Origin of the sequence: Bradyrhizobium sp. I1.14.4 (assembly GCF_050435825.1) — a bacterium.
Lineage (GTDB): Bacteria > Pseudomonadota > Alphaproteobacteria > Rhizobiales > Xanthobacteraceae > Bradyrhizobium.
This window is the reverse complement of the sequence record NZ_JBNDLA010000007.1, coordinates 104,884-123,767: the sequence shown is the minus strand read 5'-3', so window position 1 is coordinate 123,767 and position 18,884 is coordinate 104,884. Positions and strand designations below refer to the sequence as shown.

Annotated in this window: 17 protein-coding genes; 8 read left to right on the top strand and 9 right to left on the bottom strand. The window is 63.6% G+C overall.

Annotation, left to right across the window (positions count from 1 at the left end; genetic code table 11):
- Positions 1 to 106: 106 nt before the first annotated feature.
- Positions 107 to 1,174 carry a dTDP-glucose 4,6-dehydratase gene (gene rfbB, locus ABIB78_RS16705; RefSeq protein WP_429026359.1) on the bottom strand — a complete coding sequence of 356 codons (1,068 nt, stop codon included), beginning with the start codon at positions 1,172 to 1,174 and terminating at the stop codon, positions 107 to 109.
- Positions 1,164 to 2,075, bottom strand: coding sequence for a glucose-1-phosphate thymidylyltransferase RfbA (gene rfbA / locus ABIB78_RS16700; RefSeq protein WP_429026357.1), 912 nt, complete (start codon positions 2,073 to 2,075; stop codon positions 1,164 to 1,166). Before rfbA ends, rfbB begins: the two co-directional genes overlap by 11 nt.
- A 111-nt stretch (positions 2,076 to 2,186) precedes the next feature.
- Between rfbA and rfbC the strand changes: the two genes are divergently transcribed.
- A complete protein-coding gene (rfbC, locus tag ABIB78_RS16695; protein WP_429026354.1) occupies positions 2,187 to 2,741 on the top strand; it encodes a dTDP-4-dehydrorhamnose 3,5-epimerase in 555 nt (184 codons plus the stop codon).
- Positions 2,741 to 3,652 carry a dTDP-4-dehydrorhamnose reductase gene (gene rfbD, locus ABIB78_RS16690; RefSeq protein ID WP_429026353.1) on the top strand — a complete coding sequence of 304 codons (912 nt, stop codon included), beginning with the start codon at positions 2,741 to 2,743 and terminating at the stop codon, positions 3,650 to 3,652. Before rfbC ends, rfbD begins: the two co-directional genes overlap by 1 nt.
- Positions 3,653 to 3,793: 141 nt before the next feature.
- Here the strand turns inward: rfbD and ABIB78_RS16685 are convergent, their stop codons facing one another.
- Entirely contained in the window at positions 3,794 to 5,101 is a 1,308-nt protein-coding gene (locus tag ABIB78_RS16685; RefSeq protein WP_429026351.1) for a UDP-glucose dehydrogenase family protein, read from the bottom strand.
- 401 nt (positions 5,102 to 5,502) lie between these two features.
- The gene (locus ABIB78_RS16680) at positions 5,503 to 5,874 is read right to left on the bottom strand and encodes a hypothetical protein (protein ID WP_429026349.1); all 372 of its coding nucleotides are present in this window, start codon (positions 5,872 to 5,874) and stop codon (positions 5,503 to 5,505) included.
- Between the two features lie 27 nt (positions 5,875 to 5,901).
- Here ABIB78_RS16680 and ABIB78_RS16675 point away from each other — a divergent pair, with 27 nt between their 5' ends.
- On the top strand, positions 5,902 to 7,677 hold the full coding sequence (locus ABIB78_RS16675; RefSeq protein WP_429026347.1) for a glycosyltransferase family 2 protein: 1,776 nt from the start codon (positions 5,902 to 5,904) through the stop codon (positions 7,675 to 7,677).
- Here ABIB78_RS16675 and ABIB78_RS16670 read toward each other — a convergent pair.
- Both ABIB78_RS16670 and ABIB78_RS16665 read right to left on the bottom strand, forming a co-directional pair.
- On the bottom strand, positions 7,618 to 9,897 hold the full coding sequence (locus ABIB78_RS16670) for a glycosyltransferase family 2 protein (RefSeq protein WP_429026787.1): 2,280 nt from the start codon (positions 9,895 to 9,897) through the stop codon (positions 7,618 to 7,620). The genes ABIB78_RS16675 and ABIB78_RS16670 overlap by 60 nt on opposite strands.
- A gap of 300 nt (positions 9,898 to 10,197) precedes the next feature.
- Entirely contained in the window at positions 10,198 to 11,124 is a 927-nt protein-coding gene (locus ABIB78_RS16665) for a hypothetical protein (protein ID WP_429026345.1), read from the bottom strand.
- Positions 11,125 to 11,320: 196 nt separating this feature from the next.
- Here ABIB78_RS16665 and ABIB78_RS16660 point away from each other — a divergent pair, with 196 nt between their 5' ends.
- The 3 genes from ABIB78_RS16660 (at position 11,321) to galE (ending at position 14,789) form a co-directional block, all read left to right on the top strand.
- The gene (locus tag ABIB78_RS16660) at positions 11,321 to 12,556 is read left to right on the top strand and encodes a glycosyltransferase family 4 protein (protein ID WP_429026343.1); all 1,236 of its coding nucleotides are present in this window, start codon (positions 11,321 to 11,323) and stop codon (positions 12,554 to 12,556) included.
- A 15-nt stretch (positions 12,557 to 12,571) separates the two neighbouring features.
- On the top strand, positions 12,572 to 13,234 hold the full coding sequence (locus ABIB78_RS16655) for an AAA family ATPase (RefSeq protein ID WP_429026342.1): 663 nt from the start codon (positions 12,572 to 12,574) through the stop codon (positions 13,232 to 13,234).
- Between the two features lie 559 nt (positions 13,235 to 13,793).
- A complete protein-coding gene (galE, locus tag ABIB78_RS16650) occupies positions 13,794 to 14,789 on the top strand; it encodes a UDP-glucose 4-epimerase GalE (RefSeq protein WP_429026339.1) in 996 nt (331 codons plus the stop codon).
- Between the two features lie 21 nt (positions 14,790 to 14,810).
- Here galE and ABIB78_RS16645 read toward each other — a convergent pair whose 3' ends face one another.
- Together ABIB78_RS16645 and ABIB78_RS16640 are read right to left on the bottom strand one after the other, a co-directional pair.
- Positions 14,811 to 15,797 carry a UbiA family prenyltransferase gene (locus ABIB78_RS16645; protein WP_429026337.1) on the bottom strand — a complete coding sequence of 329 codons (987 nt, stop codon included), beginning with the start codon at positions 15,795 to 15,797 and terminating at the stop codon, positions 14,811 to 14,813.
- A gap of 42 nt (positions 15,798 to 15,839) precedes the next feature.
- Entirely contained in the window at positions 15,840 to 17,408 is a 1,569-nt protein-coding gene (locus tag ABIB78_RS16640) for a hypothetical protein (protein ID WP_429026335.1), read from the bottom strand.
- Between the two features lie 126 nt (positions 17,409 to 17,534).
- On the opposite strand from ABIB78_RS16640, the gene ABIB78_RS16635 reads away from it, so the two are divergent.
- Positions 17,535 to 18,044, top strand: coding sequence for a hypothetical protein (locus ABIB78_RS16635; RefSeq protein ID WP_429026333.1), 510 nt, complete (start codon positions 17,535 to 17,537; stop codon positions 18,042 to 18,044).
- Entirely contained in the window at positions 18,041 to 18,274 is a 234-nt protein-coding gene (locus tag ABIB78_RS16630; RefSeq protein ID WP_429026331.1) for a hypothetical protein, read from the top strand. The genes ABIB78_RS16635 and ABIB78_RS16630 overlap by 4 nt, the downstream gene beginning before the upstream one ends.
- Before the next feature lie 72 nt (positions 18,275 to 18,346).
- On the opposite strand, the gene ABIB78_RS16625 is transcribed toward ABIB78_RS16630, so the two are convergent.
- Entirely contained in the window at positions 18,347 to 18,700 is a 354-nt protein-coding gene (locus tag ABIB78_RS16625; RefSeq protein WP_429026330.1) for a VanZ family protein, read from the bottom strand.
- Between the last annotated feature and the right edge of the window lie 184 nt (positions 18,701 to 18,884).

The window sequence follows — 18,884 nt, the reverse complement described above, 5'->3', positions numbered from 1 at the left end:
AGACGGTCGCGGCTCGTCAAGCTGCGATGAGATCTGGTTGAATCGTCATCGCGCTTCTCGGCTTCTTGTTGGCTATCCACGCCGGTGATCTAGAGAGATCGGCGGACTACTGGTTCAGCCCGACGCGCTCCACCTTGTAGCCGCGCTCCAGGATCGCGCGCCACCAGGGTTGCTCGTCGACATACCAGCGCACCGTCTTGGCGATGCCGGTTTCGAAATTCTCCGCGGCGCGCCAGCCGAGCTCGGTTTCGAGCTTGGTGGCGTCGATGGCGTAGCGGCGGTCGTGGCCGGGCCGATCGGCGACGAAGTTGATGAGCTGGCGCCGCGGGCCTGCCGCAGCCGGCATGACCTCGTCGAGCAGGTCGCAGATGCTCTCGACCACGTGCAGGTTGGTGCGCTCGTTGCGGCCGCCGACATTGTAGGTCTCGCCGACCTCGCCGCGCTCCAGCACCAAGGTCAGCGCCCTGGCGTGGTCCTCGACGAACAGCCAGTCGCGGATGTTCTGGCCGTCGCCATAGACCGGCAGCGGCTCGCCGGCGAGCCCCTTGATGATCATGTGCGGGATCAGCTTTTCCGGGAAGTGATAGGGGCCGTAATTATTGGAGCAGTTGGTCACCAGGGTCGGCAGCTCGTAGGTCTCGCGCCAGGCGCGCACCAGATGATCGGACGATGCCTTGCTGGCCGAATAGGGCGAGTTCGGCGCATACGCAGTGGTCTCGGTGAACAGCCCTTCGTCACCGAGCGAACCGAACACCTCGTCGGTCGAGATATGCAGGAAACGGAACTGGTCGCGCTTCTCGGGCGAAAGCGCGCGCCAGTAGCGCAGCGCCTCCTGCAGGATCGTGAAGGTGCCGACGATGTTGGTCTGGATAAATTCGCTGGGGCCGTCGATCGAGCGGTCGACGTGGCTCTCCGCCGCGAGATTCATCACCGCATCGGGCTGATATTTCTCGAACAGCCGGCGCAGGATCGGCCCTTCGCAGATGCAGGCCTTTTCGAAGGTATAGTTCAGGTTTTCGGTGGCGCTGGGCAGTGAGGCCGTGTTTGCCGCATAGGTCAACTTGTCGATGTTGACGACGCGGGCGTGGGTGTCCCGCAGCAAGTGGCGGACCACGGCGGAGCCGATGAAACCGGCGCCGCCGGTGACGAAAATCGTCGATCCCTTAAACCGCATGTCTGAATACCTCCGCCGTGCGCGGCTGGCCCTGGAACGAGCGGTAGACCGACAGCAGATACTCGCCGTAGCTGCTCTTGGCGGTCTTCTGGGCTACCTTCGCGAAGGCTTCGAGTGAGATGTAGCCCTGGCGCAGCGCGATCTCCTCCGGGCAGGCGATACGCAAGCCCTGGCGCTGCTCCAGGATCTGGACGAAATGGCTGGCCTCAACGAGCGAGGAGTGGGTGCCGGTGTCGAGCCAGGCAAAGCCGCGGCCGAGCACCTCGACATAGAGGTCGCCGCGCTCGAGATAGGCCTTGTTCACGTCGGTGATCTCGATCTCGCCGCGGGGCGACGGCTTGATGCCGGCGGCGATGTCCACCACGTCGTTGTCGTAGAAGTAGAGGCCGGTGACGGCGACGTTGGACTTCGGCCGCTTCGGCTTCTCCTCGATCGACAGCGCCCGGCCGGTCCCGTCCAGCTCGATCACGCCATACTGTTCCGGCGCGTTCACGACGTAGCCGAACACGGTGGCGCCCTTCTTGCGGACCGAGGCGGCCGATAGCATGCTCGGCAGGCCATGGCCGTAGAAAATGTTATCCCCTAACACAAGGGCGACGGAGTCATCGCCGATGAAGTCACGTCCGACGATAAAGGCGTCGGCAAGGCCCCGCGGGGTCTCCTGCGTAGCATAGGCGAACCGGACACCCATCTCACTGCCGTCGCCGAGCAGCCGCTGAAACAGCGGCTTGTCCTGCGGCGTCGAAATGATCAAAATGTCGCGAATTCCGCCGAGCATCAGCGTCGACAGCGGATAGTAGATCATCGGCTTGTCGAACACAGGCAGCAGCTGCTTGGAGACGACAGTAGTCACGGGGTAGAGGCGCGAGCCGGTTCCACCGGCAAGGATAATGCCTTTCATGGTCCCTCACAATTTGACTATCAGAACATAACAGATAGCGTGCGCTGCACAAGTTTGTTATGAGAGGCAAATTAACATTTCGGGCCTGCTCCAAACTGGAACCTTCGTCAAATGAACGTCATCAAGACCGAGCTTCCTGAAGTCCTGATCGTCGAGCCGAAGCTGTTCGGCGACCAGCGCGGCTTCTTCCTCGAGACCTACCAGTCTCCCCGTTATGTCGAGCACGGCATCGCGCGCCCCTTCGTGCAGGACAACATGTCCCGCTCGGCCTATGGCGTGCTGCGCGGGCTGCATCTGCAAAACCCGGTCACCCAGGGCAAGCTCGTGACCGTGCTGCGCGGCAAGGTGCTCGACGTTGCCGTCGACGTGCGTGTCGGCAGCCCGAATTTCGGCAAGCATGTCGCGGTTGAATTGAGCGAGGACAACCGCCGGCAATTATGGGTGCCGCGCGGCTTTGCCCACGGCTTCGTGGTGCTCTCGGAAACCGCTGACTTCTTCTACAAATGCGACGACTTCTACAGTCCCAAGGACGAGCTCTCGATCCGGTGGAACGATCCGGCGATCGGGATCAAATGGGGTGTCGATAAGCCACAGCTGTCGGCGAAGGATGCGGACGCGCCGCTCCTGGCCGACGCCAGCAATCTTCCGACCTATGGACAAATCTGATGCGGATCTTGTTGACGGGAACACGCGGCCAGGTTGGCAGTGCGCTCAAGCCGCTGCTGGAAAGCCATGGCACGATCATCGCGCCGCCGACGGCGGAGTTCGATCTGTCGAAGCCGGAGATGCTGACGGGCCAGCTTGAGAGCTTGAAGCCCGATCTCATCATCAATCCGGCGGCCTATACGGCCGTCGATCGCGCCGAGGACGAGCGCGAGCTGGCGTTCCTGGTCAACGCAAAGGGGCCTGAAGCGATCGCCAAATGGGCCGCAACGAACCGTGTGCCGCTGGTGCATTTCTCCACGGACTACGTCTTCAATGGCTCAGGCGACAGGCTGTGGCGCGAGGACAGCCCGACCGAACCATTGTCGGCCTATGGCGCCAGCAAGCTTGCCGGCGATGTCGCGATCCAGGCGGCGGGCGGGGCGCATCTGATCGCGCGCACCTCATGGGTCTATGCCGCAAAGGGCACCAATTTCCTGCGCACCATCGCGCGGCTCGCCGGCGAGCGTAAGGAGCTGCGGATCGTGGCCGATCAGATCGGCGCGCCGACGACGGCGCAAGCGATCGCCAGTGCGGTCGCCGGCATCGTTCTGCCGAACCTCACCACGTTGCACGATCAGCTCGCGCGCAGGGGCGGCGTCGTCAATCTCGTTTGCGCCGGCGAAACCAGCTGGCACGGCTTCGCAACGGCCATTGTCGGCGGGCTGCGGTCGCGCGGCGTCACGCTGGCGGTCGAAAACATCGTTCCGATTGCCACGGCCGATTTCCCGACCAAGGCGGTGCGTCCAGGCAATTCGCGGCTGGATCTGTCGCGGCTGAAGGCGCAGTTCGGTGTGACGATGCCGACCTGGCAGGAAGCGCTCGCCCGCGAGCTGGATGCATTTGTTCAGCTCGGCGCGCCGGCGCCCGCCTAGAGCGTTATCAAGAGAGGTTTGCGCGAAGAAAGCGCGTCAGAAAAACCAGAGCCCCGTTTCGATTCAATCGGAACGAGGCTCCAGGATCGAGCAAAAGATCGAGCTGACCGGCGGCGATCGTCGCCGGTCAGGTGCGGCCGCTCAGCGCGGCCGGCCGATGCTGTCGTAGGTGAAGCCGTGCGCGGCCATCTCGTCCGGACGGTAGATGTTGCGCAGGTCGACGACGACCGGATGCTTCATCTCCTGCCTGATGCGCTTGAGATCGAGGGCGCGGAACTGGCGCCACTCGGTCACGATCACCAGCGCATCCGCCTGGCGCGCGCATGCATAGGCGTCCTTGCAGTACTCGATCTCCGGCAATTCCTTGCGGGCCTGCTCCATGCCAATGGGATCGTAGGCCCGAACCTTGGCGCCGAAGTCGATCAGGCCGTTGATCAGCGGGATCGAGGGGGCCTCGCGCATGTCGTCCGTATCGGGCTTGAAGGTCAGGCCAAGCACGCCGATTGTCTTGCCGCGCAGCTCTCCGCCGAGCACGTTGGCGACCTTGCGCGCCATCGCGCGCTTGCGATTGTCGTTTGCGGTCAAGGTGGCTTCGACGATTTTCAGCTGGACGTCGTGGTCGAGCGCCGTCTTGAACAGCGCACGGGTGTCCTTCGGGAAGCACGAACCGCCATAGCCCGCGCCGGCATGCAGGAACTTGGTTCCGATCCGGTTGTCGAGCCCGATCCCGCGCGCGACCTCCTGCACGTTCGCCCCGACCTTTTCGGAAAGATCGGCGATCTCGTTGATGAAGGTGATCTTGGTGGCAAGGAAGGCATTTGCGGCGTATTTGATCAGTTCCGCCGTGCGTCGCGCGGTATAGAGGATCGGCGCCTGGTTCAGGTAGAGTGGGCGGTAGACTTCGCCCATCACCCTCTTGGCCCGATCGTCCTCGGTGCCGACGACGATCCGGTCGGGGTGGCGGAAATCCTGGATTGCGGCGCCTTCGCGCAGGAATTCGGGGTTCGAGGCCACGGCGAAATCGGCGTCGGGACTGGTCTCGCGGATCAGGCGTTCGACCTCGTCGCCGGTGCCGACGGGAACGGTCGACTTCGTCACCACCACGGTGAACTTCGTGAGCGCGGCGCCGATCTCTTTGGCGGCCGCATAGACGTAGCTCAGGTCTGCATGGCCGTCGCCGCGCCGCGAGGGTGTTCCAACCGCGATGAACACCGCGTCAGCATCTGCGACGGCTCCGGCGAGCTCCGTCGTGAAGGTCAGACGTCCGGCGCCGGTGTTGGTCTCGACGAGCTTATCGAGGTCGGTTTCATAGATCGGGATCTTGCCGCGCTTCAGGGCTTCGATCTTGCCGGCGTCCTTGTCGACGCAAACGACCTGATGGCCGAAATCGGCAAAACACGCTCCGGACACGAGACCTACATATCCCGTTCCAACCATTGCAATCTTCATGAATCCGCTCGTCGATCAGTGTGGAGAGGAGGAGTTAGCACTAGCACAATTGGCGCCGATAACGCCAAATTTTATAACGCATAGTTTGTGTTGAAGGTCGGCGGCTTTTTGTGCAAACGGTGATCGCATCAGTGCAGGTGAGTGCTCGCTAGTCACCTTGGGCGCGCCATGGACACATTCTCAACTTGAAATCGACCGACAATCGAGCCGCCGTTTGAGGGGTGGACATGAGCACGATGACGATTGGCAAGCAGAGGTCCTCGGGAGCTGGATACGCGTCGTTACAAACGCAATTCTCCAGATACGATCGCACGACGTTTTCTGGATTTGTTTACGACCGCGCCGATCTCGGCCGACGCTACACCGTCGAACTGCTCGTCGACGGCGAGCCATACATGTCATCATTGTGTGACGAGTTTGTAACAGAGCTCGCCGATGCCGGGATCGGCGACGGTCGATTTGGCTTCACCTTCAACGTGCAGGATGAGGTCAGCTCGAGCGCCAAGATCGTCGAGGCGAGACTGGCAAATATCGGAAGTCCGGTCGGTGCTCCGATTCGGTGCGATGTCGCTGCAGCGGAAGCGCGGTGGCACCGCATCGGCGATATCGCATGGGTCGGAGCCTTGCGCTTCGAGGGCTGGCTCGCTCAGGACATCGACGAAGACATCGAGATCCTGATCGCACAACGGCCGGTGATGACCGTGAGGCCAACCGGATGGACCAATGTTGCGCGTGGAGGCGAGTTCGGCGTCGGTCGCCGGATCGATTTTCATCTACCCGAGCATTTTGCGGACGGTCGGATGCGTGGACTTTCCGCGCGGACGATTTCGGGACGGAGTCTGATCTCGGAGCCGATTGCCTTTGTCGCTTTCGAGCGCGGATTGGAGCAGACGCTCGCGGATCTCGGGCGCTGGGATAGCGAGCGGCTTCGCGGACAGCTGTTCGACCGGGTGCTGCCGGCCTCGATGCCATTTCACGCCTATTGCGGCTGGAAGGAGCGCTTCTCGCCGACACCGGAGTCTGAACAGCCCGACGTTCCATCCGAAGCCGCGGTCGTCCTGATCGGCGATGCCAGGGTGGACGAAAGCATCGAAAGCCTCGAAGCCCAGCGGCACTCGGCCTGGTCGGCGGTATGCCTGCCGGCGCGGGCGTTCAGCCAGTTCGATCCGAAAGCGGCGCGCGAGTTTGTCGATGGCGATGCCGCCAACAGTGAGTTCTTTGTTTTCTGCCTGAGCGGGACGATCCTCGCCGAAGATGCCTTGCAGCGCTTCGCCGATGTCTTCGCGTCTGAACCCGGCTGTGATCTGGCTTATGGCGACGTCGAGGTCTCGGCAGGCGCCGGCGCTGTCTGGCCGCTGGCGTTTTCCGCATTCGATCTCGAACGCGCGCTCGAGCAGGGCTATGGGGCGTATTGTTTTGCGGTGCGCCGGGAACGCGCCCTCGAAGCGCTGCGATCGGCGGCGTCGCTCTACGATATCTTCCTGTCCTGCGTGGAGCCTGATCGAACCTATCATCTTCCGGGATCGGTTGCGGCATTGCCGCGGATTGATGCGCCGGCTGCGACCACCGAACTGGTGGCGGCAAGCAAGGCCTATTTTGCCAGAGCCGGTATCGAGGCGAATGTCGAGCCGAGGAAAGCAGGTCTTCTTCCGGCCGTTCAGGTCAAGCGCGCCGTCGATTGGAACGAGCGCACCACAATCATTATCCCGACCAGAAATCGAGCCGAACTCCTCAAGCGATGTATCGAGACGGTCACGCCGGCCGCAAATGAGACGAACGCCCGGATTCTTGTCGTCGATAACAGCTCGACCGAGCCTGAAACGCTGGACTACCTGGAAAGCCTGTCCGCGGAGGAGATCGACGTCATCTCGGTCGAGGGTCCTTTCAACTTCGCATCCATCAACAATGCCGCCGTCGAATGCGTCGACACCGAGAATATCTGCCTTCTCAACAACGACGTCGCGGCGCTCGACGATGGCTGGCTGGCGGAATTGCTGTGGCGGCTCGCCGCTCCCGATGTCGGAGCCGTCGGCGCAAAGCTGCTCTGGCCGAGCAGCGTCGTGCAACATGGCGGGGTGGTGCTGGGGGCCAATTTCTCGGCTGCGCACGCCTTCAACGACCGGATGGATGGCGATCCCGGCTACGGCGATCTCCTCCAGGTGGCGCACGAATGTTCGGCGGTGACGGCAGCGTGTCTGCTGATGCGCAAGCGCGATTTCCTGGCCGTCGGCGGGATGGATGAGATCCGCTTTCCGATCAGCTTCAACGATATCGATCTGTGCCTGAAGCTGCGCCAGCTCGGAAAGCGGATCGTATTCACGCCGGATGCGAAGCTCGTTCATTTGGAGTCAGCGAGTCGAGGTCGCGATTCCGCGTCGGATCGCAGAGCGCGCTTCAACCGGGAGCTGTCGATGCTGCGCGCGAAGTGGGGAGAGGTGCTGCTCGACGATCCCTATTACAGCCCGTTGCTGGGGTTGGACTCGACGCCGTTCTCTTCGCTTGCATGGCCGCCGCGATCATGGAAGCCGCGTGCCAACCTGCCGCCTGTGCCGACCGCTCCTCCGCTCGGGATGTAGCTGGACATCCTCGACCACCCAGCCGAGCACGGCCGCAATCGTTTGGTCGGCATCAAGGCCCGGCTGCAGCCTCAGGTCGGTTGTCCGGCCGCGCGCCGGCGGTGTCGGAATCCACACCGTCGCTGCGGCCGGCAGTCCGGTTGCCAGGAGCGCGTCCACCAGCGGATGCCCAAACGCCGGTTGGCCGATGTCGAGAACCAATTTCGCGATGCCGTGACCTTCGATGAGCGTGGCAATCTCGTCGACGGCGATTTCGCCGCTGACCGTGACGTTCGGCCGCTGCATCAGCTTGAGATCGTCGAGCGTGGTGCCCAGCACGACGATCTCGACGTTTTCGTCGGCGTCGGCCATTCGATCGCTTAACGCTCTTATGAAGCGGAATTCGACCGCGCTGGCGTGCAGGGCAAGCACGCCGAGACGCGTCGGGCCGCTCTCGGCGCGATGCAGTGCGCGTGGTGCGGGCGGATCGGTCAGCCGGGCCACTTGCAGGCCGAGAACCGTTTCCGAAAAAGCTGCCCCGTCTTCACCGATCGCTGTCACGCGCCGCGTCCCGGCGATCAGGCCTTTCCAATCCGGATGGGCGCCTGATCCAACCGCGCTGCGCATCGCGAGTGCGGTGTCGGTGATCAGGAGGTCGTAGGCGAAATGGTGCGTGAGCTGCGCCAGACATGCGCCGGGGATGCGGTTCGGTTCCGCAATCTCGAGCGACCGGATTTCGAGATCGGCGAGAAGCTTCAGAAGAGCTTCGCGACCCGCAGGCGTCGCAACGTCGAGTGCGATCGACTGCGGAGCGCCACCATCCGGATCGAAGATTGCGGCCAGCTGGCGTTTTCCCTCTGCGCGGATCTGCACCACCAGGCCGCGCTGATCCTCCGCCGCGAGCTGCCGGCACCGCCGGATGGCAATCTCCCGGCCGACGGAGGAACCGCAGAGGATGACGTGTGGGCCGGCGGCGGGCCGTTCGTTCGAGAGCAGTTTGAGCTCAAGCGCCGCGCGGCAATCGCGGAGCGGATCGGCAACCAGGAACGCGGCGCACTCCGTCGCATAACGCCGGTAACGGTGCTCGAGAATGCGAAGATTGCGCAGCACCAGCGAACGCTTCTCGCCGAGAAACGAGCGCGAGCCCTCGTGTCCGACAAAGACCGAAGGGATGCATACGTTACGGAAGCCGGCCTCCGCGGCGCGCAGGCAGAAGTCGACGTCCTCGAGATAGCCGCGATAAAAGTCGTCGGAGAGCTCACGCACGGCGTCGAGACATTCGCGGGTAATGTAGAGGCAAAACCCGATGCCGTTGGGAATGTCGACCGCAACCCCAGGATTTGCACTGCCCGCAAGTTCGTCCAGCAACTCTAGTTCGCCGGGCGAGGGCAGGGGATTTGACCGGTTCGGGACTGGAAAGCTGGTATACTCGCCGTTGTTTGAGAGCGGCGTCGCCGTTCCCACTCTCGGTGTCGATTGCACGGCGCTTCGCAAGCGTTGCAGCGCGTATTTCGGCACGATCGTGTCCGAGTTCAGCAGCACAACGTCGCCGGCGCCAGTCTCGCCAAGTGCCCGGTTGACTGCACCGACAAAGCCGAGATTGTGCTCGTTGGTCAGGAGCCGGATGCGCAATTCCGCCGCCAGCTCGCCGAGCAGGCGCTTGATGTCGCGCTCGGGCGACGCATCATCCACGACAACGACGGTCGAGCCCGGCGTGCAGGCGACAGCAGTCAATGCGCTTTCGATGCAGGCACGCGTTGCGGCCAAATCCCGGTAAACCGGGATGATAATGGTGAGCGGGGGAGTTTCGCCGTTTCGAGCGCGAGCCGACCGTTGCGGTGCGTTCCGGCGATCCGGAACGCGGTTGGCCGGGAGTTGAATGCTTGCGATGACCCGGTCCGCCTGCGTGATCTCGAGGCGTTGCGAGGTCGTGGACGCCGGTCGTATCAGACGGAAGCTCGCCGCGCGCCGCCCATCGAGAGCGAATCTGTGACGGGAATCGGACGGAAGCTGGACAGCGCTGGATTGATCCGCCTGCGCCAGCGAGAGGTGCGGGTCATCAGCCCCTCGCCACGTCACCCATCCCTTCACCTCCTCGTCGAGGAAGTCGACGCGAGCGCAGCTGTCCTGACCGCTCTGTTCGAGCAGCAGGAGGGCACTCCTGACCGAATCCGGATCGTCGTCGCGTCGCGCGACGCTTCGTGCCGCTTCGATCTGCTGAAGGCCGTCACCCCACGCCATCATTCGCCGCGCTGCGACCAGATCATCCGGTTCAAGCTCGATCGCCCTGGCCACGCTCGCGACAGCCGCATCCTTGAGATCGAGGTGAAACAGCGCTTCTGCGCGCAGCAGATGGGCGCGGGCGCCCGGATGCGGCAGGATCCGGCAGCGGCGATCGGCGAGCGCGAACGCGCGACGGAAATCACGCGCCTCGAGCGCCGCTACAGCGGCCCGCTCGAGATCGACGTGGTGGAGCGGTTTGGACGTAAAGGCGATCCTGCGCGCGTTGGCGGTCAACTGTCGCCCTTGTCTGCCTGTATGTCAGCCGGCCGTCTTGACTGCGCTCTGACGGCTACGGAACACGCGCACCCGTCCCTCGAGGCGTGGTCCGTCGTCCACGCGCGGCACCGGATTGATGGGTTCAGCGCGCCTCGGCTGCTGGGGCGCGAGCGGCGCTGCCTGCACCCGGCGCTCTTCGAGATTGAGCTTGAGGCCCACCAAGGGTTCCCGACCCGAAGGGCCCGACACCACAATCCGGTTCCCGGTGACCCGCAAGGCGGGGGCCCCCAGGAATATGGTCTCGGCCGAGATGGCATAGCGATCCGCGCTGGGGCCTGTGGCTTCCAGCGAGAACCCGGTGATGGCCAGCGCGCGTCCCCGGGTTCCGGCAAAGGTCCCGAGCGGAACGAATTGGTTGTCGCCCCGCTGCGGCCTGGCGAATTTGACCGCATATTGCAGGTTGAGATCGTGCGGCTTGTTCGGCCATTCGAGGGAAATGCCCTCGATTCGGGCCGGAGCGGACGGTCCGGCGATCCAGGTATCCGGGCCGACCGTCACGTCACCCAAACCGGCAACATGTGCGAGGAGTTTGAGGTCGATCAGCTCGCCGGGACCGGCCGCGGGTTCGAACGTGTCGAACGGCTGGCTCGCCGGCTGCACGGCCGGTTGTCCTTGCGTCAGCGGTTCGATCTTGATGTTGGCGGCGGTCGACGCGCCGGCGCGTCCTGCCGTGACCTCGACGATCACGCGGCTTGGCCGGGCGACCGACACAACCAGCGCGCTCTCGGGCGCAAACAGGGTTCCATTGACCGCATCGGGTCCGGTAATGATATTACAATTGTTAATACTGGCGCGATCCGCGTATACGCGCACCACCGGAGGTGACGTTTTATCGTCTGCGCCATTGTACCGAACCAGGAAAAGACCCCGTGCCAGATCAATGGTTTTCTGCTGAATCTGTTCGTTCATCGTCGCCTGCGAGCCTAACGGAATGGATTGATATGTCTCCCACAGTGTGCCCCAAAAATCTGTGTGATAGAAGGGGGCTTAATGTTAATCCGCCAAGATAGTTTCACCCGTGTATACCGATGACAAACCGCCGGTCATGATGCAGACCCTGACCCCAATCGAAGATCGCGCGGCCGGGGGGCGCGCTCGCCCGCCAATGAACGTCCTCTTCGTCCACAATAACTTTCCAGCCCAGTACCGCCACATTGCGCGCGCGCTTGCGGAGCAGCCCGGCAACAGGGTCGTTGCCGTCGGTTCATCGACCGCGAGCACCACGCCGGATATCCGACTGCTTAAATACTCGACGACCAAGTCGGATTCCGCAGTCGTCCATCCGTTTGCCCGCCGCTTCGATGTCGAAGCGCGACGTGCCGAAGAGGTTCTGTATGCGCTGTCATCGCTGTCGGGCCAGGGCTTCGTGCCCGACCTGATCTTCGCGCATCCCGGCTGGGGCGAGACGCTGCCGCTGCGCACGATGTTTCCGAGGGCGCGGATCATCCTCTATTGCGAATTCTACTACGGCGCCGAGGGCAGGGACGTCGGTTTCGATCCCGAGTTTCCCATGACGGGCCTTGATGGCAATGTCGCACTCCACCTGAAGAATGCGACCACGCTGCTGGCGCTCACCGAATGCGATACAGGCGTCTCGCCGACGCCGTGGCAGAGGTCGACCTTTCCCCGCGAGTTTCAGGGCAAGATCGAGGTCATCCACGAAGGCGTGGACACCGATGAGGTGAAGCCGAATCCGGTCGCGAGGTTTCAGCTTCCGAACGGCGCGACACTGTCGGCGGACGACGAAGTGATCACCTACGTCTCGCGCAATCTGGAGCCGGTGCGCGGATTCCATATCTTCATGCGCTCCCTGCCGAGGATCCTGGCTGCGCGGCCGAACGCGCAGGTTGTGATCGTCGGCGGCAGCGGGACATCCTACGGCGCAAATCCGCCCAAGGGATTGAGCTGGAAGTCGATGTTCCTGGACGAGATCAAATCGGATATCGACCTACGCCGCGTGCATTTCCTCGGCCGGATTCCTCGGGAACCGTATCTCGAACTGCTGCAGATCTCCTCGGTGCACGTCTACCTGACGTATCCGTTCGTGCTGTCATGGTCGCTGCTGGAGGCCATGAGCGCGGGATGTGCGGTGGTGGCGTCCGACACGGCCCCGCTTCGCGACATCATCTCGGACGGCAACGGCCTGCTGGCGCCGTTTTTTGATATTGATGCGCTGTCGGATCAGGTAGTCTCGGTGTTGTCACGGCCCAAGGCCTTCAAGAAGATGCGGATGAAGGCGAGGAGCTTCGTGAGGGACAATTACGACGCAAAGCGGGTCTGTCTGCCCCGGATGCTGACGCTCGTTGATGAAGGTGTCCTCCCGCGCACCCACGGGGGATAACGCCAGGAGCTTGCGATGCCGCTTGTCATCTCGGTTGCCCAGCGCAAGGGCGGGGTCGGAAAGACGACTCTTGCGGTCCTGCTGGCCGCAGAGCTCGACCGGCGTACGGGCGTGGTCGGACTGGTCGACGCCGACTCCCAGGCGTCCGCCTGCCATTGGGCCGAGCCCGGCAATCTGTCGTTCCCCGTCTACCAGCTTGATCCGGAAACCCGGCCGGTCGCCGAATGGGCCAAGCTGATGCGCCAGATCCCGCATCAGATCATCGTCGTGGACTCCGCGCCCAACGATCGGGTTCTGGGGGCGGTGCTCGCGGTCGCCAATATCGTGCTGATGCCCTGTACGCCGTCCGGCCTCGATATCGAGGCCACGGCGCGGACGCTCGACATCGTGCGGGAGGTGCGTGCGACGCGGCGAACGGCGCTCCGTGCTATGATCGTGCCGAACCGCGTCGACCAGCGCACGCTCGAAGGCCAGCAACTGATCGAGGAGCTGGATACGCTCGACGAGGAGATCGGGCCTATGATCGGAAGCCGCTCGGCCTATGTTCGCGCCGTCGCATTGGGGCAGTCGGTGGCCGATTTCGCCAGCGGCACGCCCGCGGATCTCGAGATCAAGACGCTCGCCGATCTCGTGATGAGTTGGTGCGGGATCGCACCCCGGCAGCGCGTGACGATTTAACAGAGCGCGCCGGCTGCCTCACGCCGGCTGGCGCGGCGAGACATCCTGCCGCGCCACTTTCGTTTGGGGATGCTGGAGATCCCAGAGTGCTGCGACGGCATTCCCGGAACGTTTGGCGGCCCGACCGGTTGATCCCGATGCAACCCATCGAGGCATCGACATGAAGCTGGCCGGGCTTGTCACAGCAGCGACGCTCGTCGCCGCCCCAGGCGTTCCCGTGCTTGCACAGGGCACCGGGCAGACCACGCAGGGCGCAAGCCGCTATTCGATCGATGGACCGGGCGGCGGCGTTCCGACGTCGCGGCCGCAGGCGACCCGGCCGGTCCCGCCGGCAACACCGGTTTACCCTTACGGGAGGCCATCGCGACACACGCCGCCGGTCGGGCAACAAACCAACGTTCCGCTGGGGTCGCGTTAACCGTCAACTCGGCGGCAAAAATCCCTTCGGTCTTAACGCTATTCCCATCGTCATTTTGCCGCGCCAGACGGAATGTCGTACCCATGCAGACGCTGCGTCTGTTGAGACGCGGGATTGGTCCGCGCAGGGACGACATTTTCGATGGCGAGCAGGGGTTCGATTCTCATCACGGGCGGCGCGGGATACATCGGGTCCCATTGCGCCAAGGCCGTCGCCGAGGCCGGGTTTCTCCCGGTCGTCTATGACAATTTGTCCACCGGCCACCGCCACTTCGTGCAATGGGGACCGCTTGTGATCGGCGACGTTGCCGATCACGACAAGATCACAGCCACGATCCGCGAGCACAATGCGCTCGCCGTGATGCATTTCGCCGCGTTCAGCGCGGTCGGCGAGTCCGTTGCGGATCCGCAGAGATACTTCACCAACAATGTTGCCGGCACGCTCGGCCTGCTGCGCGGCATGCGGGAGGCGGGCTGTGACCGCCTGGTGTTTTCCAGCACCGGCGCCGTCTATGGCAACGCCGGGCGCGATCCCATTCCCGAGAGCGCCGCAGGACCGACCGTCAATCCCTACGGCCGCTCCAAATTCATGATCGAGCAGATCCTGGCCGATTACCGTGCGGCCTATCAGTTCAAATCGGTTTGCCTACGCTACTTCAACGCCTGCGGCGCCGATGCCTCCGCCACCATCGGCGAGCTCCGCGATCCCGAGACGCATTTGATTCCGCGCGCGCTGATGGCGCTGCTGGGACACGTGCCGGACTTTGCGATCTTCGGCGAGGATTATGAGACGCCTGACGGCACCGCGGTGCGCGACTACATCCATGTCGACGATCTCGCTGCCGCCCATATCGCCGCGCTCGAGCTGCTGCTGAAGGGCGATGCCGGCAGTGTGTTCAACCTCGGCACCGGTACCGGCTATTCGGTACGCGAGGTGCTCGAGGCGATCCGCGCCGAGACCGGCGAGGCGGTGCCGAGCGTGGTGCGCGAACGCCGGGCCGGCGATCCGCCGATCCTGGTGGCTGATCCCTCCAAATCGGAGAGCGGCCTCGGCTTCAAGGCGAGGCGGTCCGATCTCGGCTACATCATTCGCTCGGCCTGGGCGTGGCACCAGAAGGCGCATCCGCGCCGGCGCTGACCCAATCGCGCTCGCAAAGCCTCAATCCAGCGTGATGTAATGCTGCTCCGCCAGCCGGGCGAGGAACGGCATGTCGACAAAGCTTGCCACCAGGAAGACGGTGACCAGGCCCAGCACGATCAGCATCAGGCCGCGCTCGCCGTAGAGCTTCTCGGGCTTTTGCGCCGACGACCCCGGTGATGTCGACATCGAAAAGTAGGTGGTGAACAGCATCACCACCAGCGGCATCGCAAGGATGTACTCGATGCGGTACTTCACAAGGAACACCGAGAGGAAGAACACCGAGAACAGCGAATAGCTCAGGCACGAGGCGGTCAGGGACACCTCGGTATAGTCTGCGAAGCTGGCGCGGTAGCGCGCCAGCAGCTCCCTGCCGTGGGATGCTGCGATCTCGCGAAATTCGGACAGCCGCTTGGCGGCCATCAGGAAGGCGCCACCGAACCAGTAGCACAGGATCACCGATCCCGGCGGCAGCGAGGTCGGGTCGATCATCGCCCAGCCGATCAGCAGCCGCAGCGGATTGTTGACGGACTCCGAGATGACGTCGAAATAGGCCTTGTCCTTGCTGCGGAGCGGCGGGACGTTGTAGACGACGCCCTGCAGGGCAAACATGCTGGTTGCGAACAGCATCAGTCGGCTGCTCGCAGCCGCGCAGACGAGGCCGAGCGCCACCAGCAGCAGCCATTCGAGCCCGATGATCTTGCCGTCCATCGCGCTCTGGACCGCGGAGCGCTGCGACTTGGTCGGATGGTGCCGGTCGAAATCGCGGTCGAACCATTCGTTGATCACGTAGTTGGCCGACGCGATGCAGACTGCGGCTGCAAGGCCAAGCACGATGCAGGTGGCGAGATGCTCGCCTCTCGCGCCGCGCAACAGCCAGGCGAGAATGATCCCGGGAACGATGAAGATATGCTTGGTGCTGTGATCGAGCCGCAGGATGGCAAGGTACTGCCGGATGCTTGCGGCAGGCAGTTTGCCGGCTTCGGCCTTGCTGTCCATCAGCACCATCGCGCGGTCCTTTTCCTGTTGTCCTCAATCGTGGCCGATCGCCTATTTGAGGAGGTAGACGTCGAAACTCTCGTCGATCCTGGCAGGGCCGAAGCGGCGGATCATCGTGGTCGCGTCACGGAAATCGCGGATCTGCGCGGCTGAGGCACGGAACGTCCTCCAGTCCTTGCCTTCGTCGTAGGTCCGGTCGGGCGTGATCTCGTCGAGCCGATAGGCCAGCAGGATGATGACGGGCGCACCTGATGTCTCGCGGAGTTCGCGTGCCAGGCGCAAGGTCTCGCCGAGATCGCTGTCCATCCTGCCCTTGCGCGAGAAGATCACGACGCTTCCGAACTTGCGGTCGCGTGCGAGATAGACCGGGTTCTTGACGTAGTAGGGCAACGCCTCGACCAGATATTCCGGCTCGCTGAGGATCACGGCGTTGGCGAGATCGGCGCGCGAGGCGATCAGGCGGCCGAGATCGGCGCTGCGGCTCGCGACGACACCGGTCGCTGCGTTGCGCAGATCGTTCATGCCCGCGGCGGCCTGGATCGCGAGCACCAGCAGCAGCGACACGCGTCCGGTCGCCGGCAGGAGTCCGGCGAGCCATGCCCGAGAGGTGGATGCCGCGGTGACTTTGCTCCAGCCGATCCAGTACAGCGTAATCAGGAAACACAGCCAGACCGCGGCGTGGCGGTAGGCGCCGTTGGCGGCGATGGCGAAGAACAGCGACGTCAGCAGCAGCGCGGCGATGGCGGCGAGAAAGGCCGGACGCCGCGGCAGCAGCCCGAGCGTCGCGGCGAACAGCAGCGCCGATCCCACCATCCCCGGCAGTAGATTGGCAAACAGCGCTCCCAGCGACGTCGCGCCGGGATTGATCAGGGAAAGGATTGCGGCCGTCAGCGGTGAATCGTGCGACCAGTCCCGGGCCGCCGCATCATTATAGGTCGGCAGCATCGTCACCGCGCAGATCACGACGCCAATCGTCGCGATGATTGCATTGATCGCGAAATTTGTGAGTTGCGGCGACCAGCGCCAGCCGTGGCTCTCAAGCAGGTCGAGCAGCCAAAACAGCAGGAATGCGCCGGCCATGATCGCGCCGACGACATTGGTGTTGGCGAGCAGGAGCAGGAGCGCGCCGAGCAGGATGCCGCGGTCGCGGTGCGCCGGATAGCAGGCCGCGATTACGAACAGGAACAGGGCCGAGATGCCGTAATTCCTGGCCGTCACGACATATTCGAACAGCAGCGCATGGCCCGTGATCAGGACCACGATCAGCGGCCGCGGGAACGGTGATCGGAAGATCAGCAGCGCGACCGTGATGAGCCCGACCGCGAAGGCGACGCCGGGCAGCACCTCGACCCGGTCGAACACGGCATGTGCGCCGCGCAGCAGAAGGTACCAGAGCGCGGGGTGGCCTTCACCGTGCAGCCCTCTCAGCATGGCGATCGGATCGTCGCCGTTCAGGGCAATGGTGAGCGCGCGGACTTCATCGCGCCACATCACGTGACGGGCGATCTGGAAGCCTACCAGCGCGATCCATCCAGCGAGGAGCAGGATGTCGAGCCAGGATCGACGGTTCCGCTTCGGTGCGAAGAACCAGTTGTCCAGGATTTGCAAAGAACGGCTCAATGAACCCTGCTGCTGCTCGGATCGGTAACGTCAGACCGCGGCGTCATCTGCGGGCTTCGTCATTTGTGTTAACAGCAAAAGGCACCTAGAATGTTGTAACATTATGGGCAAACCAGACTAACATTTATGACGTCGACGCCGGCCCAGAGGACGGTCAGGGACATCAGCCCTGCGCACCCGGAGGTGGAGTTCGCGCTGGTGCTGGCGCGGACCATCGATTCCGTGAGCGCCGACCCGCAGCAACTGCGCAGCGCGGTCTACGAGCTCGCGCGGCAGAAGCTGCAGCAGCTCGCGCACGAGGATCCGAAGGAAAAAGCGCGCCTGATGCGGGCGCTGGAAGTGGCGATCGAGGGCGTCGAAGCGCACACCAAGGACAATTTGGTCGAGAAGTTTTCGGTGCCACCGGCGCGGGCGCTGCCCGCTTTCCTGGAGGCGGCCGGCGCTGCGCGGATCCGCAGATGTTCGAGGTCCAGCCGCGCGACGACGCGCCGTTGTCGCCGGGACCGCTACGCGCTGATCCTGAAGGCGCAGGCCTACGACTTCACCGTCGAGGGAGCGGTGACCGACAAACGGCATTGCCTGCAGCGGCTGGCGGCTGCGAATGGCGTGTTCTACTCGGAATGCGAGAAGCCGTGAGCGGCGCGTCGGTCCGGCTCAGCGCCATGCTGGCGCTCTTGTTGTTGTCGGATGCCGCCATCGCAGCACCCGCTGCCGAGACGGCAAAGCGGTGCTCGCGCGCGGCCAATATGGTCTATCCGTACAAGCGACCGGGCGTCGCGCCGATGAACGGCGACCGGCTGCACTTCTTTCAGCAATGCATGGCGCAGGACGGCACAAAGTCGGCGCAAGCCCCGAAGCGCGACTGAGCCGGAAGACCAGAGCGTTTTCGAGCAAAGTGGATACCGGTTCGCGTGAAGAAAACGCGTCAAAACAAAAATCTAGGCTGCGTCCGCGCGCGACCTCAGCCGGCCGAACTGGCTGCGCAGCACCAGCAGCATGAGGCGACCGGTGGCGATGCCGGCCAGTCCTCCCGCGACCTTGACGATCGCGTCGAGCAGCCGGCCGTGACGGTCAGGCGTCAGCAATTGCATCGCCTCAAGTGTGAATGCGCTGAGGATGACAAAGAGCACGATCAGTGCGGTGCGCCGCGGATAGCCCAGCACGAACGCCAGCGCCATCACCGCGAACGCCGCGAAATGCTCGGCCTGCGGATGGAAAAGCGAGGGACGGTCCTGGATCGGGGACAGCGTTACGAAGGCGATGAAGGCAAGGGCAAGCCAGCCTGCAATCACTCCGAACGTCCTCATCTTGGAAACAAGCAACAAAGTATCCCGATCCCGGTGCCCCAGATGCACTGCCGCTGGATTAGCGCATCGCCCGCATCAGCGACATGGAAATGGCCGCCCAAGGTTAACTTCCCGGCTGTCTGTGAAAATGCTCGCCGCACTGACGGCATTGGATCCGCGACACCGGGGT

Coding starts and splice junctions, on each gene's coding strand:
- ABIB78_RS16680 (WP_429026349.1), bottom strand. CDS start 5,874: ATGAAAATCGATCCGGCGACCGACGCCGAACTCGCCTCCACGCGCAAC.
- rfbC (WP_429026354.1), top strand. CDS start 2,187: ATGAACGTCATCAAGACCGAGCTTCCTGAAGTCCTGATCGTCGAGCCG.
- ABIB78_RS16635 (WP_429026333.1), top strand. CDS start 17,535: ATGACGTCGACGCCGGCCCAGAGGACGGTCAGGGACATCAGCCCTGCG.
- rfbD (WP_429026353.1), top strand. CDS start 2,741: ATGCGGATCTTGTTGACGGGAACACGCGGCCAGGTTGGCAGTGCGCTC.
- rfbB (WP_429026359.1), bottom strand. CDS start 1,174: ATGCGGTTTAAGGGATCGACGATTTTCGTCACCGGCGGCGCCGGTTTC.
- ABIB78_RS16660 (WP_429026343.1), top strand. CDS start 11,321: ATGAACGTCCTCTTCGTCCACAATAACTTTCCAGCCCAGTACCGCCAC.
- ABIB78_RS16675 (WP_429026347.1), top strand. CDS start 5,902: ATGCGTGGACTTTCCGCGCGGACGATTTCGGGACGGAGTCTGATCTCG.
- ABIB78_RS16655 (WP_429026342.1), top strand. CDS start 12,572: ATGCCGCTTGTCATCTCGGTTGCCCAGCGCAAGGGCGGGGTCGGAAAG.
- ABIB78_RS16670 (WP_429026787.1), bottom strand. CDS start 9,897: ATGGCGTGGGGTGACGGCCTTCAGCAGATCGAAGCGGCACGAAGCGTC.
- ABIB78_RS16685 (WP_429026351.1), bottom strand. CDS start 5,101: ATGAAGATTGCAATGGTTGGAACGGGATATGTAGGTCTCGTGTCCGGA.
- rfbA (WP_429026357.1), bottom strand. CDS start 2,075: ATGAAAGGCATTATCCTTGCCGGTGGAACCGGCTCGCGCCTCTACCCC.
- ABIB78_RS16645 (WP_429026337.1), bottom strand. CDS start 15,797: ATGGTGCTGATGGACAGCAAGGCCGAAGCCGGCAAACTGCCTGCCGCA.
- ABIB78_RS16665 (WP_429026345.1), bottom strand. CDS start 11,124: ATGAACGAACAGATTCAGCAGAAAACCATTGATCTGGCACGGGGTCTT.
- galE (WP_429026339.1), top strand. CDS start 13,794: ATGGCGAGCAGGGGTTCGATTCTCATCACGGGCGGCGCGGGATACATC.